Annotated in this window: 20 protein-coding genes; 18 read left to right on the top strand and 2 right to left on the bottom strand. The window is 52.5% G+C overall.

Annotated features, from left to right (window positions below):
* From WCA10_RS17325 to WCA10_RS17255, 15 genes are all read left to right on the top strand, one after another.
* Window positions 1-722, top strand: a 722-nt coding sequence (locus WCA10_RS17325) for a GDP-L-fucose synthase family protein (protein ID WP_472823768.1), incomplete at its 5' end; no start/stop codon positions are given.
* Window positions 723-1030: 308 nt separating this feature from the next.
* Window positions 1031-2008: an SLBB domain-containing protein gene (locus WCA10_RS17320; RefSeq protein WP_472823767.1), complete on the top strand. Its 978-nt coding sequence runs from the start codon at window positions 1031-1033 to the stop codon at window positions 2006-2008.
* Window positions 2009-2456: 448 nt separating this feature from the next.
* Window positions 2457-4658, top strand: a complete 2202-nt coding sequence (locus WCA10_RS17315) for a GumC family protein (protein ID WP_472823766.1) — start codon at window positions 2457-2459, stop codon at window positions 4656-4658.
* A 119-nt stretch (window positions 4659-4777) separates the two neighbouring features.
* Complete coding sequence (locus tag WCA10_RS17310; protein ID WP_472823765.1) at window positions 4778-6082, top strand: hypothetical protein; 1305 nt, start codon at window positions 4778-4780, stop codon at window positions 6080-6082.
* Between the two features lie 60 nt (window positions 6083-6142).
* The gene (locus WCA10_RS17305; RefSeq protein ID WP_472823764.1) at window positions 6143-7528 is read left to right on the top strand and encodes a flippase; all 1386 of its coding nucleotides are present in this window, start codon (window positions 6143-6145) and stop codon (window positions 7526-7528) included.
* A 98-nt stretch (window positions 7529-7626) separates the two neighbouring features.
* Entirely contained in the window at window positions 7627-8367 is a 741-nt protein-coding gene (locus WCA10_RS17300) for a class I SAM-dependent methyltransferase (protein WP_472823763.1), read from the top strand.
* The gene (locus tag WCA10_RS17295) at window positions 8358-9011 is read left to right on the top strand and encodes a class I SAM-dependent methyltransferase (RefSeq protein ID WP_472823762.1); all 654 of its coding nucleotides are present in this window, start codon (window positions 8358-8360) and stop codon (window positions 9009-9011) included. The genes WCA10_RS17300 and WCA10_RS17295 overlap by 10 nt, the downstream gene beginning before the upstream one ends.
* 314 nt (window positions 9012-9325) lie before the next feature.
* Window positions 9326-10042, top strand: a complete 717-nt coding sequence (locus WCA10_RS17290; protein ID WP_472823761.1) for an FkbM family methyltransferase — start codon at window positions 9326-9328, stop codon at window positions 10040-10042.
* Complete coding sequence (locus tag WCA10_RS17285; protein ID WP_472823760.1) at window positions 10035-10970, top strand: hypothetical protein; 936 nt, start codon at window positions 10035-10037, stop codon at window positions 10968-10970. Before WCA10_RS17290 ends, WCA10_RS17285 begins: the two co-directional genes overlap by 8 nt.
* A gap of 58 nt (window positions 10971-11028) precedes the next feature.
* Window positions 11029-12300: a glycosyltransferase family 4 protein gene (locus WCA10_RS17280; protein ID WP_472823759.1), complete on the top strand. Its 1272-nt coding sequence runs from the start codon at window positions 11029-11031 to the stop codon at window positions 12298-12300.
* Window positions 12301-12528: 228 nt separating this feature from the next.
* Window positions 12529-12852 carry a hypothetical protein gene (locus tag WCA10_RS17275; RefSeq protein WP_472823758.1) on the top strand — a complete coding sequence of 108 codons (324 nt, stop codon included), beginning with the start codon at window positions 12529-12531 and terminating at the stop codon, window positions 12850-12852.
* Window positions 12853-12892: 40 nt separating this feature from the next.
* The gene (locus tag WCA10_RS17270) at window positions 12893-14158 is read left to right on the top strand and encodes a hypothetical protein (protein ID WP_472823757.1); all 1266 of its coding nucleotides are present in this window, start codon (window positions 12893-12895) and stop codon (window positions 14156-14158) included.
* A gap of 48 nt (window positions 14159-14206) precedes the next feature.
* Window positions 14207-15103: a glycosyltransferase family 2 protein gene (locus WCA10_RS17265; protein ID WP_472823756.1), complete on the top strand. Its 897-nt coding sequence runs from the start codon at window positions 14207-14209 to the stop codon at window positions 15101-15103.
* Window positions 15091-16218: a glycosyltransferase family 4 protein gene (locus tag WCA10_RS17260; RefSeq protein ID WP_472823755.1), complete on the top strand. Its 1128-nt coding sequence runs from the start codon at window positions 15091-15093 to the stop codon at window positions 16216-16218. The genes WCA10_RS17265 and WCA10_RS17260 overlap by 13 nt, the downstream gene beginning before the upstream one ends.
* Window positions 16219-16221: 3 nt before the next feature.
* Window positions 16222-17391, top strand: a complete 1170-nt coding sequence (locus WCA10_RS17255; protein ID WP_472823754.1) for a glycosyltransferase — start codon at window positions 16222-16224, stop codon at window positions 17389-17391.
* Here WCA10_RS17255 and galE read toward each other — a convergent pair.
* Window positions 17388-18485: a UDP-glucose 4-epimerase GalE gene (gene galE / locus WCA10_RS17250; protein ID WP_472823753.1), complete on the bottom strand. Its 1098-nt coding sequence runs from the start codon at window positions 18483-18485 to the stop codon at window positions 17388-17390. The two genes, WCA10_RS17255 and galE, sit on opposite strands and share 4 nt — an antisense overlap.
* Window positions 18486-18801: 316 nt before the next feature.
* Between galE and WCA10_RS17245 the strand changes: the two genes are divergently transcribed.
* On the top strand, window positions 18802-19725 hold the full coding sequence (locus WCA10_RS17245; RefSeq protein WP_472823752.1) for a glycosyltransferase family 2 protein: 924 nt from the start codon (window positions 18802-18804) through the stop codon (window positions 19723-19725).
* On the opposite strand, the gene WCA10_RS17240 is transcribed toward WCA10_RS17245, so the two are convergent.
* The gene (locus tag WCA10_RS17240; protein WP_472823751.1) at window positions 19710-19874 is read right to left on the bottom strand and encodes a hypothetical protein; all 165 of its coding nucleotides are present in this window, start codon (window positions 19872-19874) and stop codon (window positions 19710-19712) included. The two genes, WCA10_RS17245 and WCA10_RS17240, sit on opposite strands and share 16 nt — an antisense overlap.
* A 180-nt stretch (window positions 19875-20054) precedes the next feature.
* Here WCA10_RS17240 and WCA10_RS17235 point away from each other — a divergent pair, with 180 nt between their 5' ends.
* Complete coding sequence (locus tag WCA10_RS17235) at window positions 20055-20669, top strand: class I SAM-dependent methyltransferase (RefSeq protein ID WP_472823750.1); 615 nt, start codon at window positions 20055-20057, stop codon at window positions 20667-20669.
* Window positions 20670-21404: 735 nt separating this feature from the next.
* On the top strand, window positions 21405-22502 hold the full coding sequence (locus WCA10_RS17230; protein WP_472823749.1) for a glycosyltransferase family 2 protein: 1098 nt from the start codon (window positions 21405-21407) through the stop codon (window positions 22500-22502).
* The last annotated feature ends 824 nt before the right edge of the window (window positions 22503-23326 follow it).

Genomic DNA, 23326 nt, shown 5'->3' with positions numbered 1-23326 from the left:
ATCTCGAGATTCAGACCAGTGTGATCGATGCGGGCTTTCGTAGCGGAGTCAAGCGGCTCTTGTTTCTCGGTTCAAGCTGCATCTATCCAAAGCTCGCTCCACAGCCGATCAAGGAAGAGTACCTGCTCACAGGTCCGCTCGAGCCCACCAATCGTGCCTATGCACTTGCCAAGATCGCAGGAATCGAGATGTGCTGGTCTTACAACCGGCAGTTTGGCACAAGGTTCCTGGCCGCAATGCCCACCAACCTGTATGGGCCCGGCGATAATTTCGATCTGAGGGGATCGCACGTGTTGCCCGCTTTGATGCGAAAGGTTATAGAGGCAAAGCGCGCTGGGAAGAAACAGTTGGTCGTATGGGGCACCGGTCGCCCGCGCCGCGAATTTCTGTATAGCGACGATCTTGCCGAAGCCTGCATTCATCTCTTGAATCTGCCGGAGAAACTATACGAATCGCTAATCTCAAAAGACGAAGCACCGTTAATCAACATAGGCACCGGCGAGGATCTGACTATTCGCGAGTTGGCAGAACTGGTGGCACGCATCCTCGACTTCGAATGTGAACTCATTTTCGACACATCACGGCAGGATGGCACTCCACAGAAACTCCTCGATGTAAGTCGCATCCATGCCCTTGGATGGAAAGCTCAGGTCAGCCTCGAAGAAGGAATTCAGCGTACCTATGCATCAGTGCAGACGCAACTTGAAGTTGCAGCCTCCTGAAATGCGATTCATCGGCAGCCGGTCCGACGTTGTACGCATGCATGGTTAATATCAGCCTGTCCGGCTTCATGGCGAATTCGCTCTCGTGAGTTGTGCTAGCCTGTAGCTGTCCGCACCTAGAGGACTCTGGAAGAGACAGCCCGAAGCCCAAAGCGGCTCCCTTTTTCACTCGCGCTTCATTAGCATGTCATAAGCAAATTCAGAAGCGGACTTTCGCAGACGCTGGTTGAGTGGACAAACCAGCGTGCTTTCAAACAATCGGAATGCGCGCCAGTTTAACATCGGTCATTCCGATCCCAAGAAGGACAATGGCTATTCGAATCCGAATTCTGGTCATCGCGGGGCTCCTGGTTCTTGAACCACAAATCCCTAAGGCACAGGAACCGCGTCCTGCCCTGATTCCCCTTGCTCAAGGGTCTGGGGCATCTGCTTCGTCGGCAGCGTCTGCGACGAACATTGGCGGTCTCTCTGATGGCCCGATCACCGCGGGTGAGGTCGTGCACATCAATGTTTTCGATGCGCCGGATTTCTCCCTGATCACGCGGGTCTCCGAGAGCGGCGACATTCCCTACCCCATCCTGGGCCAGATCCACATTGCAGGTCTCAACAGTGCCTCTGCCGCGAATATGCTGGCGAAAGAGCTGAAAGATCGGAACCTGATGCTCGACCCCGACGTGACTGTTACGGTGGACTCTACGATCACCGGCATCACCATCCTTGGTGAGGTTCATAGTCCCGGAGTCTATCCGCCGCCCGGCAAGCATCAACTCTCGGATTTGCTGGCCACTGCAGGAGGATTGACGGCAAACACGGGTCGTATCATCGAGATCACACATAGTCGGGATCCTTCCAAGAAAGAGTATGTGTCCTGGGACCCGACCATGCACAACACCGAGAACTTCGATCGTCCAGTCCACCCAGGTGATCGCGTGCTGGTGCGCGCATGCGGCATTGCCTATGTTGGAGGCAACGTTCTCAAGGCGGGGGCCTATTCCCTGTGCGGTTCTCCCAACATGACTCTGACGGAAGTGATGGCGCTCGCCGGAGGAGTCGCTCCCAACGCCGCGACAAGCAAGACCTTTCTGGTGCGCGCTCAACCGGACGGCACGAAGGTTGTCGAACAAATCGACCTCAAGAAGGTGTTGACCTCGCGTGTCGCCGATCCGATCGTGCACGAAGATGACATCATCTATGTCTCGCCCAGTCCACTGAAGGAGATTTTGAAGGGAGCCCTGGCGTTCGCGCTCTCACTCGCTCCGTCGGCGCTTTATATTTATCACCCATAGTTCGCAGGCGGCGGACTGACTGAACGAGGGATTTGACCGCGCCGCTGGCGATCTGTGCGGCTTTCTCGATGCAGACGATATTCTCTACGCCATTTCATTGAACCGTGTCGCGCAGTTTTTGAGGAGTATTTCTAAGTGCTTTTCTTCTATGAGGGAGCGCAATGGCTTCGACAGTCGACGTGCTTTCGAGCCGAGGCTTATCGACAGTCGCTAAATTCAACCTCGAGAACCGGACATGCTGGGACCGGGAATTATTCGTCCACATCGCAAATCAAGGCGCAAAGATCGCTTACATCCGCGCTGACCTTGTGGATTTTCGAATCCACGAGGCCTCTATCTCTGGTTCACGTGGTCAACACGTATTGTCTACTAGCGATTCAATGAGGATTCTGCTTCTATCGATCACCCAGAAACCGAACATGAAAGCAATTACGAGGATTCTGAATCTGTGAAACCGGAATTTGCCGAAATCTCCGAACCCAGTCAATCCGATAGCGATCTTGCAACGAAGCCGAGCGCCGCGCCTGGCGCAATGCTCGACGAAGATCCGTTTGGCTTGTTTATTCGATTTCTGAAGAAGCGGGGCTGGATTTTGGTTGTTGCGGCTGCGTTGGGCTATCTGGTCGCAGTTGTGGCAAACCATTTTCTGCCGAAACGGTATACGGCACAGGCAAATATTGAGATCCAGGCGGAGGACGCCACTTCCCAGTTCCGGCTTGAACAGGTTCAGGACTTGGGCGCCTCGGCAGACACCAGCGAGCGGCTTGACACTGAGATTGAGATTTTGCACAGCCGCAATCTGGCACTGGAGACAATTCAAGCTCTGCATCTTGAAACCGATCCGGACTTTCTTCCACTGCAGAATGGCCGTCCATGGGACTTAACTCGCCCTGATTATCGCCTCATGTTTATCGATGTGTTTCAGGGAGACATCGCCATATCGCGCTTGGGTCATACCAGCATTCTTCGGATTCTCGTTACTTCGAGACGACCTGAGTTGTCGAGTCTGATTGCGAACACGCTGATCGATCGGTACATCGAGCACTCATTTCGCGAAAATTATGCGGCAACAGCAAAAGTTTCGGGATGGTTAGATTCAAAGTTGAGTACGCTCAAGGAGAACCTGGAAAAAAGCCAGCAGCGAATTATCGAGTTGCAGAGAGGTATAGGCATATATGGTACAGACCAATCCCATAGCATCATCGCGGCCAATCTGGAAGAGCTCAACAAGCAGTATGCGGATGCTCAGGTAGATCGCATGCTGAAGGAATCGCGCCTCCAGGAGATCCAGAGTTCCCCGCCGGATGTGATCGACGCCGCGGTGGGAACTGTTGATCCGAGTTTACAAGCGTCCAAGCAGCGACTTCTGCAACTCGAGTCCGACTACAATTCGTTAGTCCAGACATATGGTTCTGCCTACCCTCGGGTTAAGACGTTGAAAGCCCAGATCGATCAACTGCAGAAGTTGTTGAGTGGTCAAGAAAGGGCCCAGATCATGCGAATCCAGAAAGAGCTTGATGCATCGCGAAGCGATGAGGCGAAGCTTCGCGACGCCCTCGATAAGCAGGAGCAGGAAGCGTTTGGAATGAGTCAGAAGGCGATGCAGTACGAACTCGCTCATCGCGATTATGAGGCCAATCGCTTGCTGTACGACGGGCTTCAACAGCGCTTGCAGGAAGCCGGAATTATCTCTAGCTTGCACTCGACTGCTATCCATGTTGTGGATAGTGCGGACACTCCTGTTTTTCCCAGCTATCCAAGAACGAACTTCAATAAGGCGGTTGGAATTGGCGGGGGGCTTTTCTTCGGGATTTGTCTAGCCCTTCTTCTTGAGATGATGGACATCAATCTGAAGACAATGACGGACATCGAACAAGGCCTTCAGTTGCCGCTCATCGCCGCAATTCCGGAGGTTGATTCGGACCATCTGCAGCCAGGGAAGTTCAGGGAGTTTGCGGTTTCGCGAGGTATTTCGTCGTGGTCGAAGATGGCGGAAGCGCTCCGTGGAATGCGAACTTCGATTCTCCTTTCAAGCTCCGGTTCTCCTCCCAAAGTCGTCATGCTTGCGAGCACGAGGCCAGGCGAGGGCAAGAGTTCGGTTGCCAGCTTGACCGCGATTACCTTCGCTCTCAACGGCTCGAAGGTGCTGCTGGTGGATGCCGACCTCAGGCGTCCCGCCATCCATCTCCGATTCAGGATCGGGAAAGGACTCGGCCTCTCTTCAGTGCTTTCAGGCAAGGCTCCATTCCAAGAAGCGGTCGTTGTATGGCCGGATTTACCGAATCTGCACATTTTGCCTTCAGGGCCCATTCCGCCGTTGCCTTCTGAGTTGCTGGGGTCAAAAGAAATGGAGAATCTGCTCGCACAAGTTCGCAAAGAGTATGACTTCATCATCATTGACACGCCTCCGGTGCTTGCCGTAACAGATGCCTCGGTACTTGGGCGACTTACTGACGGAGTCATCCTCATCCTTCGCTACGGTACTGCGCGGAAACAGGTTGTTTTGCGTTGCATCGATCTGCTCGAGCGCTCTGGAACGCATTTGCTGGGAGTTGCAGTGAATGCGGTAGACTACACCGCTCCTGAGTACTCCGAGTACTACGGCAGAAAGTATTACGAATACTACGGCGAACGAAAACCAGACGAGTAAATCCACCTCAAACCTTTCGAGATCGCATGACATTGACAACGAATCGACGTACGCTGCGGCGCCAGACGTCTCTCAGGCGGCCTGTCGCATCGGGCAGGGGGTTCCGATTTGCGTCGACTATGGCCGATGTGGTCGCTCTAGCCATTGGACTCACCACAACGGCCACCGTGCGATTTGTCGGCGATTTGCCTATCTCTGAAATCATCCTTGTTGCTTTTCTGCCGATCGTTCTGGTGGTTCACAGGCGTAGGGTTCTGAGGCGAGAGTATAAGGTTCTTTTCTCTCTGTTGGGGTTCTGGCTTCTCGGCCAGGCGGTGTCCGATATCTACCGCCATACTGCGACGTTGGATTGGATTCGCGGCGATGCGGCCATCATTTTCTTTGGCCTCGACCTTTTAGGGCTAATCGTATTGCTGAGAAAGAACGAACGGCGGAAAATCATTTTCCTGGCGGGAACCGCTATCGGCTCAATTTTGGTTACAGTCATCCATCCGTCTGACTACGCTTTGGATCAACCTTGGAAGTTCGGGTATGCATCGGGCGTCATCACCATTGTGATGTTGATGAGTTCCTTCTTCTATGCAAGACGCATGTACATGATTGCGGGCCTTCTCGTTTTGGGTATCGCAGGCGTGAACTTGTTGGAGAATTTTCGCGGTCCGGTTGGTCAGCTCTTAGTCGTTATCGCACTGTTCTTTCCAGTCGTACCCGAACAATTTGGAAGGCTGAGAATACTTCCCCGCTCCGGAGGAGCGGTCAGGGTGGCTGTGCTGTTGGTGCTTAGCCTTGGAGCCGCCTGGGGCGCCGAAAGGCTTGTTATCTTCGCCACTTCCGCCGGCCTTGTCAGCGAAGAAGCGAGAGCGAAGAACGAAGCTGAACTGAACGGCGGTTTTCTTCTGGGCGGAAGACCCGAGATCCAAGTCTCATCGAAGGCCGTGATGGATAGCCCGATCATTGGTCACGGGTCTTGGGCGGCAGACCCAAAATATGTCAAGATGTTGTTTGATATCGAAGTTGAGGGTGGTGTTTTAGACGCCTCTGACAGGGAAGAACTTTCTACGGGTCTTATCCCGGCCCACTCCCATCTGATGGGTGCCTGGGTCTGGGCAGGCATTCTTGGGGCCGCGTTCTGGTTCTATATTCTTTGGTTGACAGCTAAAGCCACAATTCGACTCGCCATTCTGCGTCCTCCATCGGCTCCGATCTATGGGTGGTTTATTGTAGGTACGCTCTGGACAATCATGTTTTCTCCGTTTGGCTTGAATGCGAGAATGTACGACGCCGTGGCCATCGTGATCACGTTTGACCTGCTGGAAGCAGAACCGGTTCACATCAAGAACATGTTGGCGAGTATGCGTAGACGCATCATGTTCAATCGTCCCCGCCGCCTTCCCAATCCGCGCCTGTTCCCGACAACCCGATGACGATGGAGTTCACCAGGTGCCCTCCCAGTCTTGCAGTTCCCCACGCGGGAGCCAGTCTCAATGACTGAAGTTGAAAAGCCGGCTCAGAATTCCGGATGGCTCCGATTCTTGCCGGACTTTGTTCGTCAGAGACTCTCTGGCCGACACGGGCTGCAGGCGATCCTCGGCAACAGCGCTTGGCAGGTCGCCGACAAAATCGTTCGCATGGGAGTTGCCATATTCGTGAGTCTGTGGGTAGCCCGCTACCTGGGGCCTCACCGCTTCGGCCAACTGAATTACGCACTGGCGTTGACCTCCGTCTTCACGGCGGTTTCCAACTTAGGACTCGACAGTATTGTCATACGCGAATTAGTCAAGTTCCCAGAGCGGAAAAACGACCTGTTAGGAAGTGCGTTTGTCCTTAAACTCCTGGGAGCCTTACTCACCTTATTAATCGCAATTATCCTTGTCTCTATTCTTCGCCCCGGCGACAAACTCATTCTGCTGCTGACTGCGCTTTCGGCAGCGGGGTTTCTCTTTCAGTCGATTCCTATCAATCTCTATTTCCAGTCGAAAGTGCAGGCCAAGTACATCGTTCTTTCCGCGAATGGCGGCTTCCTGCTGATGGCGCTGGCGAAAGTAGTGCTGATATTAATCGGCGCGCCGCTCATTGCCTTTGCATGGGCAGGTTTCGTCGAGTTTGTTCTCGCAGCAGGTTTCATGTTGATTGCGTATAGTTATAACCGTCAGGACATCTTGAGGTGGAAAGTCAGCTTTCTTGACATGTGCTCTCTCCTCCGGGAAAGTTGGCCGCTTGTTTTTACGGGGATCTCTGTCATGATCTCCATGCGCGTCGATCAGGTGTTGATTGGCCAGATGCTGGATGATAAGCAAGTCGGCCTTTATTCGGCGGCCGTCAAGCTCAGCGAGCTTTGGTATTTCATTCCCGTCTCAATCGCCGCTTCAACCTACCCCGCTTTGGTCGACAGCAAGAAGCGAGGTGAAGATCTGTACTACCGCAGGTTGCAGCAGCTTTATGACATGCTTGTAACCTTGGGGTTAGCTGTTGCCCTGGCGATGACCATTCTTTCCTGGCCAATGGTCCGTCTGATGTACGGCCCAGCATATGCCGCATCCGCCGGAGCACTCCGCATCCTTATTTGGAGTGGCATTCCGGTTTGCTTCGGAGTTGCTTGGAGCAACTGGATGATTCTCGAAGGCAGAGCGAAGATGCTGTTCTATTTCCAACTGACTGGAGCAATCGTCAATATCATTCTGAACCTGGTGCTTATTCCTCGTTTCGGTATCGTCGGTTCTGCACTGGCAACTCTGATCTCTTATTGGATCGTAATCACGATCCTTGCCGCCATCATGAAGCCGCAGCGCAAGGGGCTGGTGATGCTCGGCAAAGCAATGATTTCATTCCCCACCCTTTTTCGGACGATGGCGATGAGGAGCAGTTCGTAGAGCGACGACTCACATTTCTTGGCGACTCTGCTTGGAAAAGCTCAATTTTGGATGCGGCACGCGGTATGCGCCCGGCTGGACAAATATAGATTTTCACGGTGCACGTGAAGCGGGTCAACTTGCTCGCTGGATTTCCCTTTTCGGATAATAGCTTTGATACGGTCTACAGCAGCCATGTCCTGGAGCACTTCGCATCGCAGCGGGGTTCGTCTCTAATCCGGGAATCGTACCGGGTCCTCAAGCCCGGGGGGATTCTTCGGACTGTAGTTCCGGATCTGGAGGCTTCATGCCGGGAATACCTGCGGATACTGGCGATAAGCGATTCCGATCCGGCGAAGACGACGTGTTACGACTGGATCAAGATTGAACTCCTTGATCAACTCGTCCGTACCTCAGGCGGCGGTGAGATGGGTCCGCTGATGCGCTCATTCGCAAGTCGCAGCGATCGAACGATGATTGAATACGTGCAATCCAGAATCGAGAGTGACCTGGTTACGTCTCAGCCTCCTGAAGGCGCCACGAGTAGGCTGGCAAGTGTCAGCTCCGATAAGGTCATGACGAAATTGACTTATATGTATCTTAGATTAGTCAGAGGCCCGGTTCCGAAGGATCTTCGGCCAATGGTCTGGAACGGAACTTCGATTGGAGAGAAACACCGTTGGATGTACGACCGGTATGGACTAACGCTCCTGATGAAAGACTGCGGATTCGCTGAAACGCGCTTTGTAGAATTCAATGATTCGAGTATTCCAGGATTTTGCGAGGATCGTCTGGACTCGAATCCGGATGAATCTGAATTTTGCATTCGGGTCCTTGAGAGAAAAGCCAAATGTCGTTAAAAACTCTTGTCGTAGCCCACAGTCCGAAGCTGCTCATAGCCTTGGCCAAACACATTCGCCACCGGCGAAGAGCCGGCGCGTCGCGGTCTCTCGTGTGCAAGCTCTTGAAGAACCTCGATCCCATAAAACTGGAGTTGGGCTCAGGAAGCAAGAGAGGAGTTGACGGCTGGACGACATTGGATCGTGCTCTAGGCTGCGACGTATACTGCGATCTAGCAAAGGGAATTCCCTTTCCGGATCGATGCGTCACGGCCATCTACTCATCCCACGTCTTCGAGCACTTAACCTACAAGGAAGCGCAGACCCTGCTGGATGAGTGCCTCAGGGTGTTGGTTCCGGGAGGACACTTTTCCATATGCGTCCCAAATGCAAGGCTCTATCTGAATGCATATTCCAACAACATAGAGATTACCGATAAACGGTTCTTCGAATATCGGCCGGCATATAACTTCACAACAAGGATGGATTATGTAAACTACGTAGCCTATATGGACGGGCAACATAAATACATGTTCGACGAGGAGAACCTTGTCTACATCCTGCGGCAAAAAGGATTCAAAGACGCTCGGTTGAGAAGCTTTGACAAATCCCTCGATCGGGAAGCGCGCGATCATGAGTCCATCTATGCGGAGGGCTACAAGTGAAGATTTATTGGATTAAGTATAAAGCGTATCGCGTAAGAGCCTGGTTGATCCGATAGATTCAAAGAGCTATTGAGTGGAACACTTACAGGGAGAATTTGCTTGTATCGGTATGCTCAAGGCTCAGCGTTCGTCATGTTGATCTGTCTCCCCAACGTCAGCCTCATCGGGGTGCTAGCTTTACATTTATCCCACTCACGATCCAACATTCTGGGTCGGAGATCGTAGTGCAGCGTCTCGTTGTATAACCCTTCACTCGTTTGGCAAACATGATCTTGACTGATTACTTTAAGCGTGCCTGGAGTTTCATTCGATGGATGCCGAGAAACTCCTTAAATGGATTTAGATTTCGTGTTCTCTATTTCAGGGGAACCAACTATAAGGTGCCGTCTCGAATACGCGTTGCAAAGAAAGGCGTCTCATTGCGTTATCTGGATGAGCCAGGTATAAGTTCTGACTTTATTGAATGTCTCATTTACAACGTCTACGGGCTCGGCCAGCGACTCAGGCAAGTGCGAACCATTCTCGACATTGGTGCGAATGTAGGGTTCTTTTCGCTCGCGGCCAAAGAATATTACCCTGATGCAATCATTCACGCATATGAACCCAATCCTCGGGTTCAGAAACTACTTCGCGCAAACGTTGAGGGACTTAACATCGAGGTTTATCCCGAAGCAGTCGGTGGACAAGCCGGGCAGGTAACACTGAGCGACGAATCAGTTTCGAACATGGCACGTACTTGCCCCAGCCAAGATGCGAAGGGCGGCATCGCGCAGATTCGTCTCGATGCCGCTGTCGAGCGGATAGGTGGCGCAGTCGACCTTCTTAAGATGGATTGTGAGGGGGCGGAATGGGAAATGTTCGGGCTTGCCGACTCCTGGGATTCTATCAAGAACGTCCGAATGGAGTATCACCTCTACCGCGGCGAGTCCGTGGAACAGGTTATGCAGACGCTTTCCGGCTTAGGATTTCGGATCACCCGCTTGGGGCCGCAGCGCAATGACATGGGAATAATTTGGGGAAGTCGTGACTGACGCCCCTGGCACGACAATACCTGTCGTACTCATTGTCTTTAACCGCCCGGAGCCGACGCGGCGCGTATTTGAGGCAATCGCAAAGGCTCGTCCATCGCGGCTTCTAGTGATTGCCGATGGGCCACGATTGGACCGCCGAGGAGAGTCAGACCGCTGCGCCGATGTCAGGCAAATAGTTTCCAGTGTCGACTGGCCCTGCAAAGTGGTTACCAACTTTGCTGCAGAGAATATGGGTTGCCGCAGGCGAGTGATCTCAGGTCTCAATTGGGTCTTTTCGCTGGTTGAGGAAGCCATCATCCTCGAAGATGATTGCCTGCCGGATCAAAGTTTCTTTCGGTACTGCACCGAATTACTGGCTCGATATCGCGAGAACCGTCAGATTGGAATGATTGCCGGCTTCAATTTCGAAGGAAGTTTTCGTCATCCTTCCAGTTACTATTTCAGCTCGCTTGTACCTATATGGGGATGGGCCACGTGGCGTCGTTCCTGGCAGCAATATGAAGAGGAAATGAAAGGCTGGCCGGAGGCGAGGCGAAGCGGTATGCTGCGACGGTTGTTTCCCGACGGCCGAGTTGTTGCTTACTGGGAGAAAATGTTCGACGGGATGGTAGATGGAACAGGGCCGAATACTTGGGACTATCAATGGGTCTATACGTCTTGGACTCGAAACTGGCTCAACATAGTGCCCGCCACAAACCTTATTCAGAACATTGGCTTTGGCGACGACGCGACCCACACTAGAAAATCGGACCCGCTCGCGACCATCCGGGCAGATACGATGCATTTCCCTCTTCGTCATCCTTCAACGATCGAAACATGGCAAGCTCGGACCATGAAGTTGCAGAAGAAAGCCTGCGTCCCTTCATTTCTCAAAAAACTCAAGCGAAAGATCTCCGCAGCCCTGATGAGTCGCTTGTCAACCTTGTAGCCAAGTGCAATCGAGCTTTGCGAATCTCAGAAGTCAAACGATCAGGTGAAGAAATAAGATGCGAGTTGTGCATGTGTCCTACAGTGTGGAAGGAGGTGCTGGAAGAGCTGCTCTGCGGTTGCACCAGAATCTAAGAGACCTGGGCACAGATTCTCTGATCTTCGCATTCGATGAAGGAACCACCTTGCCCCCCTCATTTCATTCTGGACCACTGGATAAGTTCCTAGCTCGCTATATGAGGAATATTGATAAGCTTCCAAATAAATGGCAACGCCGCCGGGTTACCACGAATTGGAGCAATAACTGGGCTCCGAATCTTACTCTTCGTAAGATAACTGAGCTGAAGCCGGACATAGTACATCTGCATTTCATCGGGGCCGGTACGTTTCCGATTCACGATTTCAAACTGGTTCAGTGCCCGATCGTATGGACGCTCCATGACATGCTAGCCTTTACGGGCGGTTGTCACTACACAGGCGGGTGCCAGCGATTTCTCGAAAAGTGCGGTCGCTGCCCAGCGCTCCGTTCATCCTCGGAAGATGATCTTTCGAGAACGAATTGGATGCGAAAGAAAGAAGGATGGGCAAATGTGGACTTGACTCTCGTAAGTCCCAGCAATTGGTTAGCCTACGAAGCGCGCCGAAGCAGCCTCATGACTGATCAAAAAGTCATGGTTATTCCCTATGGGATCGATCTTAAATGCTTCAGTTTCATGGACAAGCTGAAAGCTCGGAAAATGCTCGGTCTTCCGAGCGACAAGTTCGTTGTCGCCTTCGGTGCCGCGTCTCTGAAGGACTCGCGAAAGGGTCTCGATCTGCTTTGGGAGGCGCTGCAGGACTTCAACGAGCGAGTGGGCCAGGGGAACTGCGAACTGCTGGTGTTCGGGGCGGGAGGGTGGAATCCGCTGGGTTCGTCGATACCGATATGCAACGTTGGAATGATCCGCGACGATCGAAAGCTAGCGCTCTTGTACTCGGCAACTGATGTCTTTTGCGCACCATCACGGGAAGAGAATCTGGCCAACACAGCTCTTGAATCGCTGGCGTGCGGCACCCCTGTACTGGCATTCAGAATCGGCGGGTTCCCAGACATTATCGACCATCGACAAACCGGATATCTGGCAGCGCCATTCGATGTGAAGAGCTTGGCAGACGGACTGGAATTCCTGTATTCGAGTCATTTGGTTGGAGAGGATTTCAGGGCAGCTTGCCGCGATAGAGCGGAACGGCTGTATGACGGAAGAACCAATGCAAACCGCTACATCGAGTTGTATGACACTCTGATTTCAAGTTGGGCCCACCGAACCGTCACTCCCCTTGCTCGGCGCTGATATCGGTTGTTAAAGAAAAGGCGAGAGCGATTACTTTGGGGCCAATAAAACTCTTGAGCGTAATTCGCGACTCCTGGCCCGAATCCGGTGGACCTGTGGAGGGATTACTGCACAGCTCCGAAGCCCTGATTCGGAACGGGCACGAAGTTGAGGTCGTGAGCATGGAACCAGCGGATGAGGCGAAATCACGTGAATATCCTTTTCCTGTAACTGGCCAGGGTCGCGGCATTGGCGGCATTGGTGGATATGTACCTTGCCGAGGGCCGCACCGTGAACCGTCAGCAGGGCTTTGCCGATCACAATCTGTATGACCTGACCTTCTTTCTCTGCCAAGCACAATGGGCAGGGAATGCAGCACTTCACATTAATACGGGAGATGTAAAGTCGATCTCCGATGCGCTGATGCAGATCGCTTCATCTTCTGACACTAGGCGCTTGATGGCAAGCGGGCGGGGCGCGCGAAAGAACTATCGTGGAACGTTGAGCCGCAGAGACACATTCCATTTACAAGGGATTGCTGAACGAGATTTGACCGGCCATTCAAATCAATGAAGAGGAAATCAGCTGAATGAATTGGGAAAGAAGAGAATAGATGGAGCGGACTCGATCTCAAAGCCGGATTGTTGCGGAGACGCCAGCTAACGCGAATTGTTTCGTTGGGTTTCACGACATTATCCCGTGGTCGCAGGATGACTCCTGTATTGCGATTCATCGCGCATCGCCGGCGTTGTTTGCCATGGACGATTGTGACAAGCCGATCGACATATGCTTGTGGCGTCCACAGACCGGTGAGATCGAAGCAATCGACACGACCACGGCGTGGAATTTCCAACAGGGTTCGCGTCTGCAATGGCTGCCTGGCAGGACGGACACACTCGTCTTCAACGCTATGGAGGGAAATCGAGCGGTTGCAATTCTTCGGAATATAGCTACAGGAGAGCGTCGTGTATTGCCGGCTCCGATTTACGTCCTTAGCCCTGATGGCAAGACATCGATTTCGCCGAACTTTACAACGCTTGCGCACCGGTGGAAAGCATACGGATATCCGTCACTCGCTGGGAACCCACAAATAACGGATCAAGATGCGGACGGGCTTTGGCAACTAGATATTGAGACTGGAAGAGAGAGCCTCTTCATTTCGACCAAACGAGCGGTGGAGTTTGAAGCTGTTCCAAGTGCTGATCCCTCAAGCCACTTTCTTTGTCACGCCAGTTTCAGCCCTGATGGATCGCGGGTCGTGTTTCTGCATCGCTTCTTTAGTTCCGACGGCGGTCTATTCACGCGCATGATTGCCACCGATAGAGCGGCAAAACAGTTAGTTTTGCTTGCGCAAGAGAAGGTGAGTCACTTTGATTGGATCGATAATGACACACTCTTGGTGTGGGCTCGATTCACAGGGGGAGGCTTGGCGCAGGCTCGGTCACGCGGCTTGCTAGGTTCACCATGGCTAAAGCCGTTGTTGCTGCTTGCACGTGGACTAACGGGACGGTGGAAGAAGAAGCTTCTCGCGGAGTCATACTACAGAATCTCCATTAAGGCCCCGAAAGCCAGAGTTCGCTACGGATGGCCTTCTCTGGATTCAGACGGCCACCCAATGATTGCGCGGTCGCACCGCTGGATTGCTACTGATTTCTACCCAAACAAAAGCGGCCATCTTCCTGTAATTCTTTTTGACTCCGATCGAATGCTTCGAACAGATGCACATGTCTTCGAACACAATCCTCGCTCCAGCGACACGGATGTGAAGTGCGATCTGCATCCCCGTTGGAATCGTTCAGAGAAACTTATTGCTGTGGATACCTGCGAGGCGGGGTTGCGCCAAGTTCGGGTTCTCGACGTGAGCGCCATTGTGAATTGAAGCAGCTTTAGCCGAGTTGCGGTTTTAGACGGCATCACAGATTGCGGGATGGAGGTCCCCATCAAGATTTCGATCGTCACAAACGCATTCAATCAAGGAAGGTACCTGGAAGCCGCGATGATAAGCGTGCTAACCCAGGACTGGCAGGATGTCGAATACCTCGTAGTGGATCCTGGTTCGAACGATGAGACGCCGGAGATTATCCGAGCACTTCAGATGAAATACCCGGGGCGTTTCATTCATATCACTGAGCCAGACGATGGGCCCGCGGACGGCCTAAACAGGGCTTTTGCACGAGCGACAGGCGAACTTTTTGGCTATCTGAACGCGGATGATTTGTATTTGCCGGGATGTCTTCGCGCGGCAATGGAAACAGCTCTGAGACACCCAGAAGCGGCTGCCGTTTATGCGGATGGCTACAGGTCAAATGCGGAAGGGAAGATCGTACGAAGAGTAATTTCCACCAAATTCAGTCCGAAGAAGTTTGTCTACGGAGGCGCTTTGGTACTGCAGCAGTCCACGTTTTATCGCGCTGAGGCGTTTCGCGCCGTGGGAGGGTTCAACTGTCAAAACAGAACGAGTTGGGACGCTGAAATTCTGCTTGATATGACACGCAACGGAATGCGACTGGTGCACGTGCCAGGGTATTGGTCGGTCTTTCGGATTCACCCAGAGTCCATCACTGGCAGCCAGCGGACTGCAACCGAGAGCCACGAGACCCATGCACGCTATTTTCATGAAGTCATGGGTCGTGAGAAGAATCCAATTGATAAATTCGCTGCCAAGCTTTTCCTGGGCTACACGCTGTTGACGGAGCCTCGCGGGTTAGTAGCGCGTGTCCGTGATCGCATGGGACCGCCGGACATCGAACCGTCGCCGTGCAATTCAAGAGACGCGGGACTTCCTTCTCAATCGGAGAATAAGCAAGACAAATGGCGAAGCTAGTTTTTGTTTGGGACAACTTTGGGCCGCTCCACGCAGACCGCTGTAATGCTGTTGCTCGGAAATTCGAGGGCAGGCAGCAAGTCATCGGGCTGGAACTTGCTGGGCTGAGCAAAGTGTACGATTGGGTCCCCGAGAGTGGTCCTCATTTCAGGAAGATCACGTTGGTGACCGGCCGCACATTGGAAGAAATCCCGTTCCCAACGCGGTTCACGAAGACCCTTGGGGCGTGCTTGTCAATGGGACGCGATTCCCAATTCTTTATGTGCCACTATCAAGATCTTGCCATTTTTGGGGTTGCAGTGGTTCTGAGGTTGATGGGACGGCGTGTATTTACAATGGGCTGCTCGAAATTTGACGACTATGAGCGCAACTTGGGCAGAGAGTTCCTGAAGAGCATGCTCTTTTTGCCTTACATAGGTGCAATTGCATCCGGAGTGAGATCTCGTGATTACATCCGATTCATGGGGCTTCCTGCAAGTCGCATTCAACCTTCCTACAATACGGTCTCGGTTGCACGGATTCGGGCGTTGGCCGGATCTCCACCTGCCCCAGAAGGGGTTGATTTCAGCGCGCGGCACTTTACGATTGTGGCTCGAATGGTTCCGAAGAAAAACGTTTCGACAGCCCTGAAGGCGTTTGCCCTTTATGCGTCTCAAGTGCCGAATCCGCGCCATCTGCGTCTCTTTGGCACGGGACCACTGGAGGCAGAGTTGCACCAACAAGCTCGATTAGACGGCATTGCTGAGTTGGTGCATTTCGAGGGATTTAGACAAACAGCCGAAATTAGTCGTGCTTTTGGCAGCTCACTCGCGTTGTTGTTGCCCAGCATCGAGGAACAATTTGGGAATGTTGCGCCGGAAGCACTGGCGATGGGACTGCCGGTGATTCTCTCAGATAATTGCGGCTGTCGAGATGTACTTGTGCGATCCGGCGTAAACGGTTTCGTGATTGAGCCCGATAATCCTGTTGGCATGGCATACTTCATGCGTCAACTTTCTGAGGATGAATCTCTCTGGCGCAGGATGTCTACCGCAAGTCAACAGTTCGTGGAGAAAGCAGATGCCGCGCGATTTGCGGAAGCAGTTGAAGCTCTGATCTCGGCTTCGGGACGGTAGCAGATGAAATTGCTGCACGTAATCGCTTCTACGGATCCTCAGTCTGGAGGGCCGATTGAAGCCTTGCTACGAATTTCGGAAGTGCTCCTCCGCGATGGTCATGGAATTGAAGTTGCAAGCTTAGAGACGGAACAAGAAGCTGCCAAGCGGAACTTTCCGTTTCCCGTAATTGGATTAGGCTCGGGAATAGGGCGTTACAGATATAACCCGCGACTCTCTTCGTGGCTAAACCAGCGTTCCGGAAACTTCGATGCAGTGATCCTCCACGGTCTTTGGAACTATTCATCTGTCGGTTCGTGGCGAGCACTTAGGAACAACAAGACGCCATATTACATTTTTGCGCACGGAATGATGGATCCATGGTTTCGCGAGAAGTACCCGCTGAAGCATTTGGCCAAGCAGATTTTCTGGTGGGTGGCGGAGGGTCTGGTTTTGCGTGACGCAGTTAGCGTCCTATTTACGTGCGAGGAAGAGGCAGTGCGCGCGCGGCGTGTATTTCGCGGCCACCCTTACAAAGAAGAAGTCGTGCTGTTTGGCACCGCTGATCCTAGCGGTGATCCAGACGAAGAGAAGGCTGCATTCTTCTCAGAATTCCCTGCATTGAAGGAAAGGCGCTTTCTTCTTTTCTTAAGCCGAATCCATCCGAAGAAGGGTTGCGATTTGCTGGTTCGGGCGTTTGCAGAATGTTCTGCGCAACTACCTGTTGATTTGGATCTCGTTATGGCGGGTCCAGATCAGGTCGGCTGGGTTCCGGAACTCAAAGCATTGGCGAGAAAACTTGAGATCGCTGGTCGGATTCATTGGCCGGGAATGCTCACTGGAGAGCTGAAATGGGGGGCCTTTCGATCGGCCCAAGCGTTAATCTTGCCCTCGCATCAGGAGAACTTCGGTTTGGTAGTTGCGGAAGCGATGTCTTGCTCCACTCCCGTGCTAATTAGCAATAAGGTAAACATCTGGCGCGAGGTCAACTCCTCTAAGGCGGGCATTGTTGAACCTGACACGCTTGAAGGAACTCGGAATCTAATTTGCCGATTTGTAGGACTATCGAAGGAAGGGCTTGCGGATTTCAGAGGGGCAGCCCGTTCAGGATACCTGCGCTATTTTGAAGTGGAAGCGGCGGCACGCCATTTAGGGCGGCTAATCGAATCGGCAGGAACGAAGCTCCAGAACTAGGCCCTGCGTAAGAATTCCGGAAGTTGGATTTCCCACCGCACCGCCCCCTCCACGACTTGCCGAAGATCGAACCGTGCTTCCCAATCGAGAATTTCTTTTGCCTTTGTTGCGTCTGCGATCAGTATCGGGGGGTCACCAATCCTCGCTGGGGAGAATACGTGGGGCACGCTTCTGCCGCAGGCTGCCCCAATAACATCGAGCAGTTCCAGGATGGATGTGCCTGTCCCTGTTGCTAAATTCAGTTCGAGTGACGGGCCACCCTGGGCGAGATAGAGAAGAGCCTTGAGATGCGCAGAAGCAAGATCGGATACATGGACGAAATCGCGGATGCAGGTTCCATCCGGCGTGTCCAGGTCACTACCAAAAACATTGAGTGGCGGTGCGTTGCCGAGGGCGGCGCGAATCGCAAGGGGAATCAGGTGTGTCTCGGGATTATGGATTTCGCCGACCTCGCCGCTGCCGTGTGCTCCTGCGGCATTGAAGTAGCGAAGAGCAACGTAGCGTAACCCATGCGAAACGCTATAGGCGCTTAGCACACGCTCGAAAAAGAGTTTGGTCGCCCCATATGGGTTTATGGGTTCTTTGGGACTCGACTCGGTGATGGGAAGAATATGTGGAACGCCATAGACAGCACAGCTTGAGGAAAAAACAAACAAGCGAACTTCGCTCTGGATTACTGCATCCATCAGCACAAGGGCCGATTCAACATTGTTGCGGAAGTATTTGCGAGGATTTACTACGGATTCGCCAACATATGCAGAAGCCGCGAAGTGCATTACAGCCTCTATGCGCTGCAGAGCGGACTTGAGTTTCTCTTGGTCTGCAATGTCACCTTCGATCAACTCGAAGCCCCTGGATAACTCGCGATGTCCGGTCGCCAAATTATCGTAAATCAATACTTCATGCCCAGCCGCAGCCAGCTCGCGGGCTGTAGTCGATCCAATATAGCCACTTCCGCCAGTGACAAGAACTTTCAATATCGCTCCCGGTGCGGACCTTAAGCGAAGTTTATCACGGATGGGTGGAATAGAAGTAGGGCTCTCACAAAGGCTGCGTGATGCGATAAACGGGCTACTGCCGCATGTGCTGGGCACGAAGACGACTGGCCTGAACGATTCGCATGACTCAACAACATTTTAGGTGAGTTATGATTCTCGATTCTCGTTCTAACTTTGAATGAAGAGAACAATCTTTCGCAGTGCCTTGACACGGTGAAGTGGTCGGAGCGACTTGGCACTGCATCTTCAAGCCGAAATAGCAGAACGCGACTTCGAACGGGCAACTGAGTTCTTTGTCGAACGAGCATTTGCTTCCTCTCCGTCCAAGCAAGAACGAGGTCGATTAAAGTTCCATTGGCAAGACTGTGAGGCTTGACTTTACCAAACGCATTTCCACCCTTGAGGAACCTCGATGAACAATAAAGCTAATGTCGCGGTCGTTATCCTGACATACAACGAGTCCGTACATATAGCGCGTGCACTGAAGTGCATAGTAGGATTTGCAAACGAAATCTTCGTCGTCGATTCTTATTCGTCCGATGACACTGTCGATTTGGCCAAGGAGAATGGCGCGCAGGTCCTGCAGCATCCGTTTCAAAATTACGCCCGCCAATTCGAATGGGCTCTCGAGAATGCTCCGATCAACGCAGATTGGGTGATGCGGCTTGATGCAGACGAGATCATTGAGGCAGATTTAGCCGCGGAGATCAGAGCGAAACTTCCAACCCTACCTGCGGACGTGACCGGGATCAATCTTAACCGCAAGACAATTTTCCAAGGCAAGTTTATCCGGTGGGGAGGACGATATCCGCTGACCCTTCTGCGCATTTGGCGACACGGCAAAGCGCACATTGAAGATCGCTGGATGGATGAGCATATGTACCTCACCGAAGGCCGCACCGTGACCTTCGGCGGGGGCTTTTCCGATCACAATCTGCATGACCTGACCTTCTTCACTGCCAAGCATAACGGGTATGCAAGCAGAGAAGCACTCGATGTGTTGAATCGGCGCCTGCATTTGTTCGATCCGCAGGTTGAACTCACGCGGCAGACAACCGCGAAGCAAGCGAAAATCAAGCGCTTCTTCAAGGAGTCCGTATACAACAGGCTTCCATTCGAGATCTCTGCCATCTTCTATTTCCTATTTCGATATGTAGTTCAACTGGGATTCCTCGACGGGCGGGAGGGGCTGATATACCACTTTCTACAAGGATTTTGGTACCGCTTTCTCGTAGGCGCAAAGCTGAGAGAATTGGAGCAAGCGGTAAAGGAAGCGACATCAGAGGAGGAAAGGCGCTCTGTGATCGCGCGCCTTTCTCGTCAGCGGCTAAAATAGTGCAATGCTGTTGCCGATGGAACCTGGCGGTATCGCCAGAATCGGTTCTGCCGGTTCTTGTTGGCCAGAACGAGAACCGCACGAGTGAGCCAGCTTTCATGCGAGGCGAGATTGTTGAACTCCGGCGTCAGAAGTTTGGCAACCGTCAAACAATCGCGATCTCTCTTCAATATGCAAATGAGCAATGACTTACTTCCAAGCGCCTTTCCGAGATTGCTGTATTCTTTAGTGGCAGCAAGCCGCGCATTGATACATTTGGAGTTTAGGATCCCGACAACGGCATACCTATTCTAAAGAAGAGTTTCCAATCTGTACTCGGAGCGGAATTCATGATTGCAAATATTTACGCAGACGCAGAGCTTCATTGTGCCAGCAAGTATCTTCTCCCTGTAGTCAGAGAATTCGTACGGGACGTTCCGCCACATAGTGTTGTAGTTGATTTGGGATGCGGCAATGGCTCCATATTGGCGCAATTTCGCCAGTATGGTTGGGAGCTTCACGGCCTTGATATGTCTCGTTCGGGTATCCAGGAGGCGTCAAAAGCCTATTCGGGTATTCAGTTTGGTCATGCTGACCTGACAACCGATCTTTCTTCTCATCCTCTGGTTGGACGATGTGATGTGGTAATCAGCACGGAGGTGGTTGAGCACGTTTTCCTACCACGACTCTATGCAAAGAATTGCTCCAGCTTTCTCAAGCCCGGCGGCATCCTCGTAATCTCGACGCCCTATCATGGGTACTTGAAGAATCTGGCTTTAGCTTTCTTCGGAAAAATGGATTTTCACTATACTGCTCTCTTGGATTACGGACATATCAAGTTCTGGTCTCGACGCACACTGACCATTCTGCTCACAGAAGCGGGATTTGAAGTGAAACGATTCGTGGGTGCTGGGAGAGCGCCCCTTCTCTGGAATAGCATGGTTATCCTGGCAAAGAAACTTTGAACATTGACGAACAAAGGGTGAATGGAGTGATGGCTCTTATATCATTCTACTGACCGGCAATCGCCTCCGGGCTGCGCCTCGCGACGGCCAGATTGGGTTCATCATCCCGATTCGCTTGTTGCTCTCTTTGCCACTCGCCTTCGTCCTTCGTCCAGCAGACGACGGAAGATCAAACTTAGATTGAACGCTCCCACATAGATCAGCTGTCGCTTGAGATGTTGTCGTGTTTGCGCAGATGGGTGCGCCGCCCATGCTCCAGTGTCCAAGCAATGAGGAAAGCTGCGTTCCACCAGTTCGCCGCGCCTCTTCAATAAGCTTTTGCTGCAGTTGGTTCCTTCGCGCGACAGGGAGAGTAACATGAGGCAAAATATAAATGGAGGGCGTGACAATGGCGACTCAAATATGGACCAGGAAGGACACACTCATCAGCTTCGGTCTCGGGCTAATCGGATTGGTCCTCGGTTACTGGCTGCTACGATGAAAAAAGTGGGGATCAAGTTCCCGGCCCTTCAATGGCTCTGGCGATTCTCCGCGACCTCCTTAAATGAAGCATGCTGCGGGAATGAGCGGGTGAGAGTCTGCGCACATTCGATCGCTGGACCGGGGTTGGCAATGCCATCTCGAAATAGATAATCACATCGAAGCGTCCGGTGACCAGCGGCTGCCGGCCAACGCTGGTGCGCACGTAGAACCGAGCCCCAACTGCCCATTCGGGGTTTGGAAACGAGGTCAGGTTTGCCGTCAGGAAAATTCGCCCTTACCTATACCGTGAAAAACGAGGCGCGGCTGCTACCGTCGGCGATTCAGTATCACATCGCCGCCGGCTGTTCGCGGATTTATATCTTCTGGGATGGAACGACGGATGGTTCCCAGGAACTGGTGTCGAAATATGCCTGCGTTAAGGCACGAGATTCTATTCGTGTCGAGGAGACCGACGACGCCCCCAAGTGGATTAGGGACGTCCTTGTCTGCTGGGAGACGGATATGGATATTAGGAAGAAGATCAACACGTACTATGCGGCGAAGAGCGCCGCTGCGGAAGGTCTGGATTGGTTGGGCAGTATCGATCCGGATGAACTTGTGCTCATGTCTCGCTGCGAGGAGATCACTGAGGATAACATCTCAAAACACCTTGTCAAGATTCCGGATGAGATCGACCAGGTATTGTTACCGAACCTCGAAGCGGTTCCCACCTCGGCCAAGTCGACGAATCCCTTTGCGGATTGCGTGTACTTTCTCAACCGGTTCCCCAAGACCGAAACGATCTGGCGTTATTCGCGCGCCCTTCTGCTGCGGGTTTCTCGGTCCCCGGCGCTTGTGGCCTGGTACGACTACCTCTTCTATCAATGCAGGTTTTTCGGGGCCCTTCCGAGACTTATGCGCGAACCACGCGATGGCAGCCGCATTCCGGCCGGTTATTTTCTGGGCTACAGTAACCACAAATCGTTCATCCGCTTGAAAACTTTCGCCAACTTCGACTTCATCACGCATCGCTGGCGTGGGTTTCTGCGATCGCCACGCAGCATGGAGCTGGGCAATATTCTTCACTTTGACATGCTGGACGCGAATTATTTTGCCGCGAAGTTCCGCCAGCGGCAGCAGGGAATCATCCTCAAGGTGTTTTACCTGCGCTATCGACTTGCGCACGTGGCGAGGAATTCGAGTGACAACGAAATCAGAGACTTTTTCGAGAGGTACATCGCAATCCCAGATCCGGCCCGCATTGATCGCTTGAAACGAAGAGGAATTCTTTTGGAGATTCATGCCGCATCGAACTTCATGCGGCGCAAGCGCGAAGAGGTTGAGCAGATCGATCTGTGCACTAATACGTGACCATTCGACCGTAACACGCGCTCACATATCCTGTGGGCGCATTAATACACTTGCAGTTTAGACTAGGATCCCGACAACGGTATATCTATTCCGAAGGAAGAGTTTCCAATCTGAACTCGAGGCAGAATTGCTCTAGCTTTGTTGATCCCCGCGGCATCGTCGTAATCTCGGCGCCCTATCAGGGGTACCTGAAGAATCTGCCTTTGACTTTGTTCGAAAGATGGATTTCACTATACTGCTTTCTTGGATTACGGACATATCAAGTTATGGTCACTGTTTGCCTCGACAGGTGTAAAGTCCGCGCTCGAAAAGACCTATTCGGTGACGGAAGCGGCAAAAGCCTTTTGATATTTGATTGAAGAATCAGGTCAAGCCACGGCGACGATCAAGCATAGAGCAAACGGGCCTACCGATTCATCAATGGACTTCTTCGGTGGCCTTGCTGTGCAGCTAGCTGTGAACCACCCCAGGGTGATCCGTCGGAGATGGCATGTGGACGCTAACCGTCTCCAAACCCTTGAGCATCGTGGTTACGACTTCTTGAATTGTTCTTCTGATTTGAGCGGAAGTATCAAACCAGCGAACTCCATCATCACCCACTACCAATGTGTAATCGCACTTGCTTGCTCCGCATTCGAAGTGCACGTGGTGAATGGAAGGGGAGTATGTAATCGTGAGCGGCGGCGTCTTCTTGTCACTCCTTTGCACCCGAATGCGCTCAAGTCTTAAGAGATCTAAAGGGCTGGGTCTAGCTTCCTTATTGAGTATTTGTTTATACATGAGTAACTACCAAATCTTGCTACTTTGCCCTGTTTGCCTATACT

The sequence above is a fragment of the Occallatibacter sp. genome, from assembly GCF_049582745.1.
GTDB lineage: Bacteria > Acidobacteriota > Terriglobia > Terriglobales > Acidobacteriaceae > Telmatobacter.
This window is presented reverse-complemented; position numbering and strand designations above follow the sequence as displayed.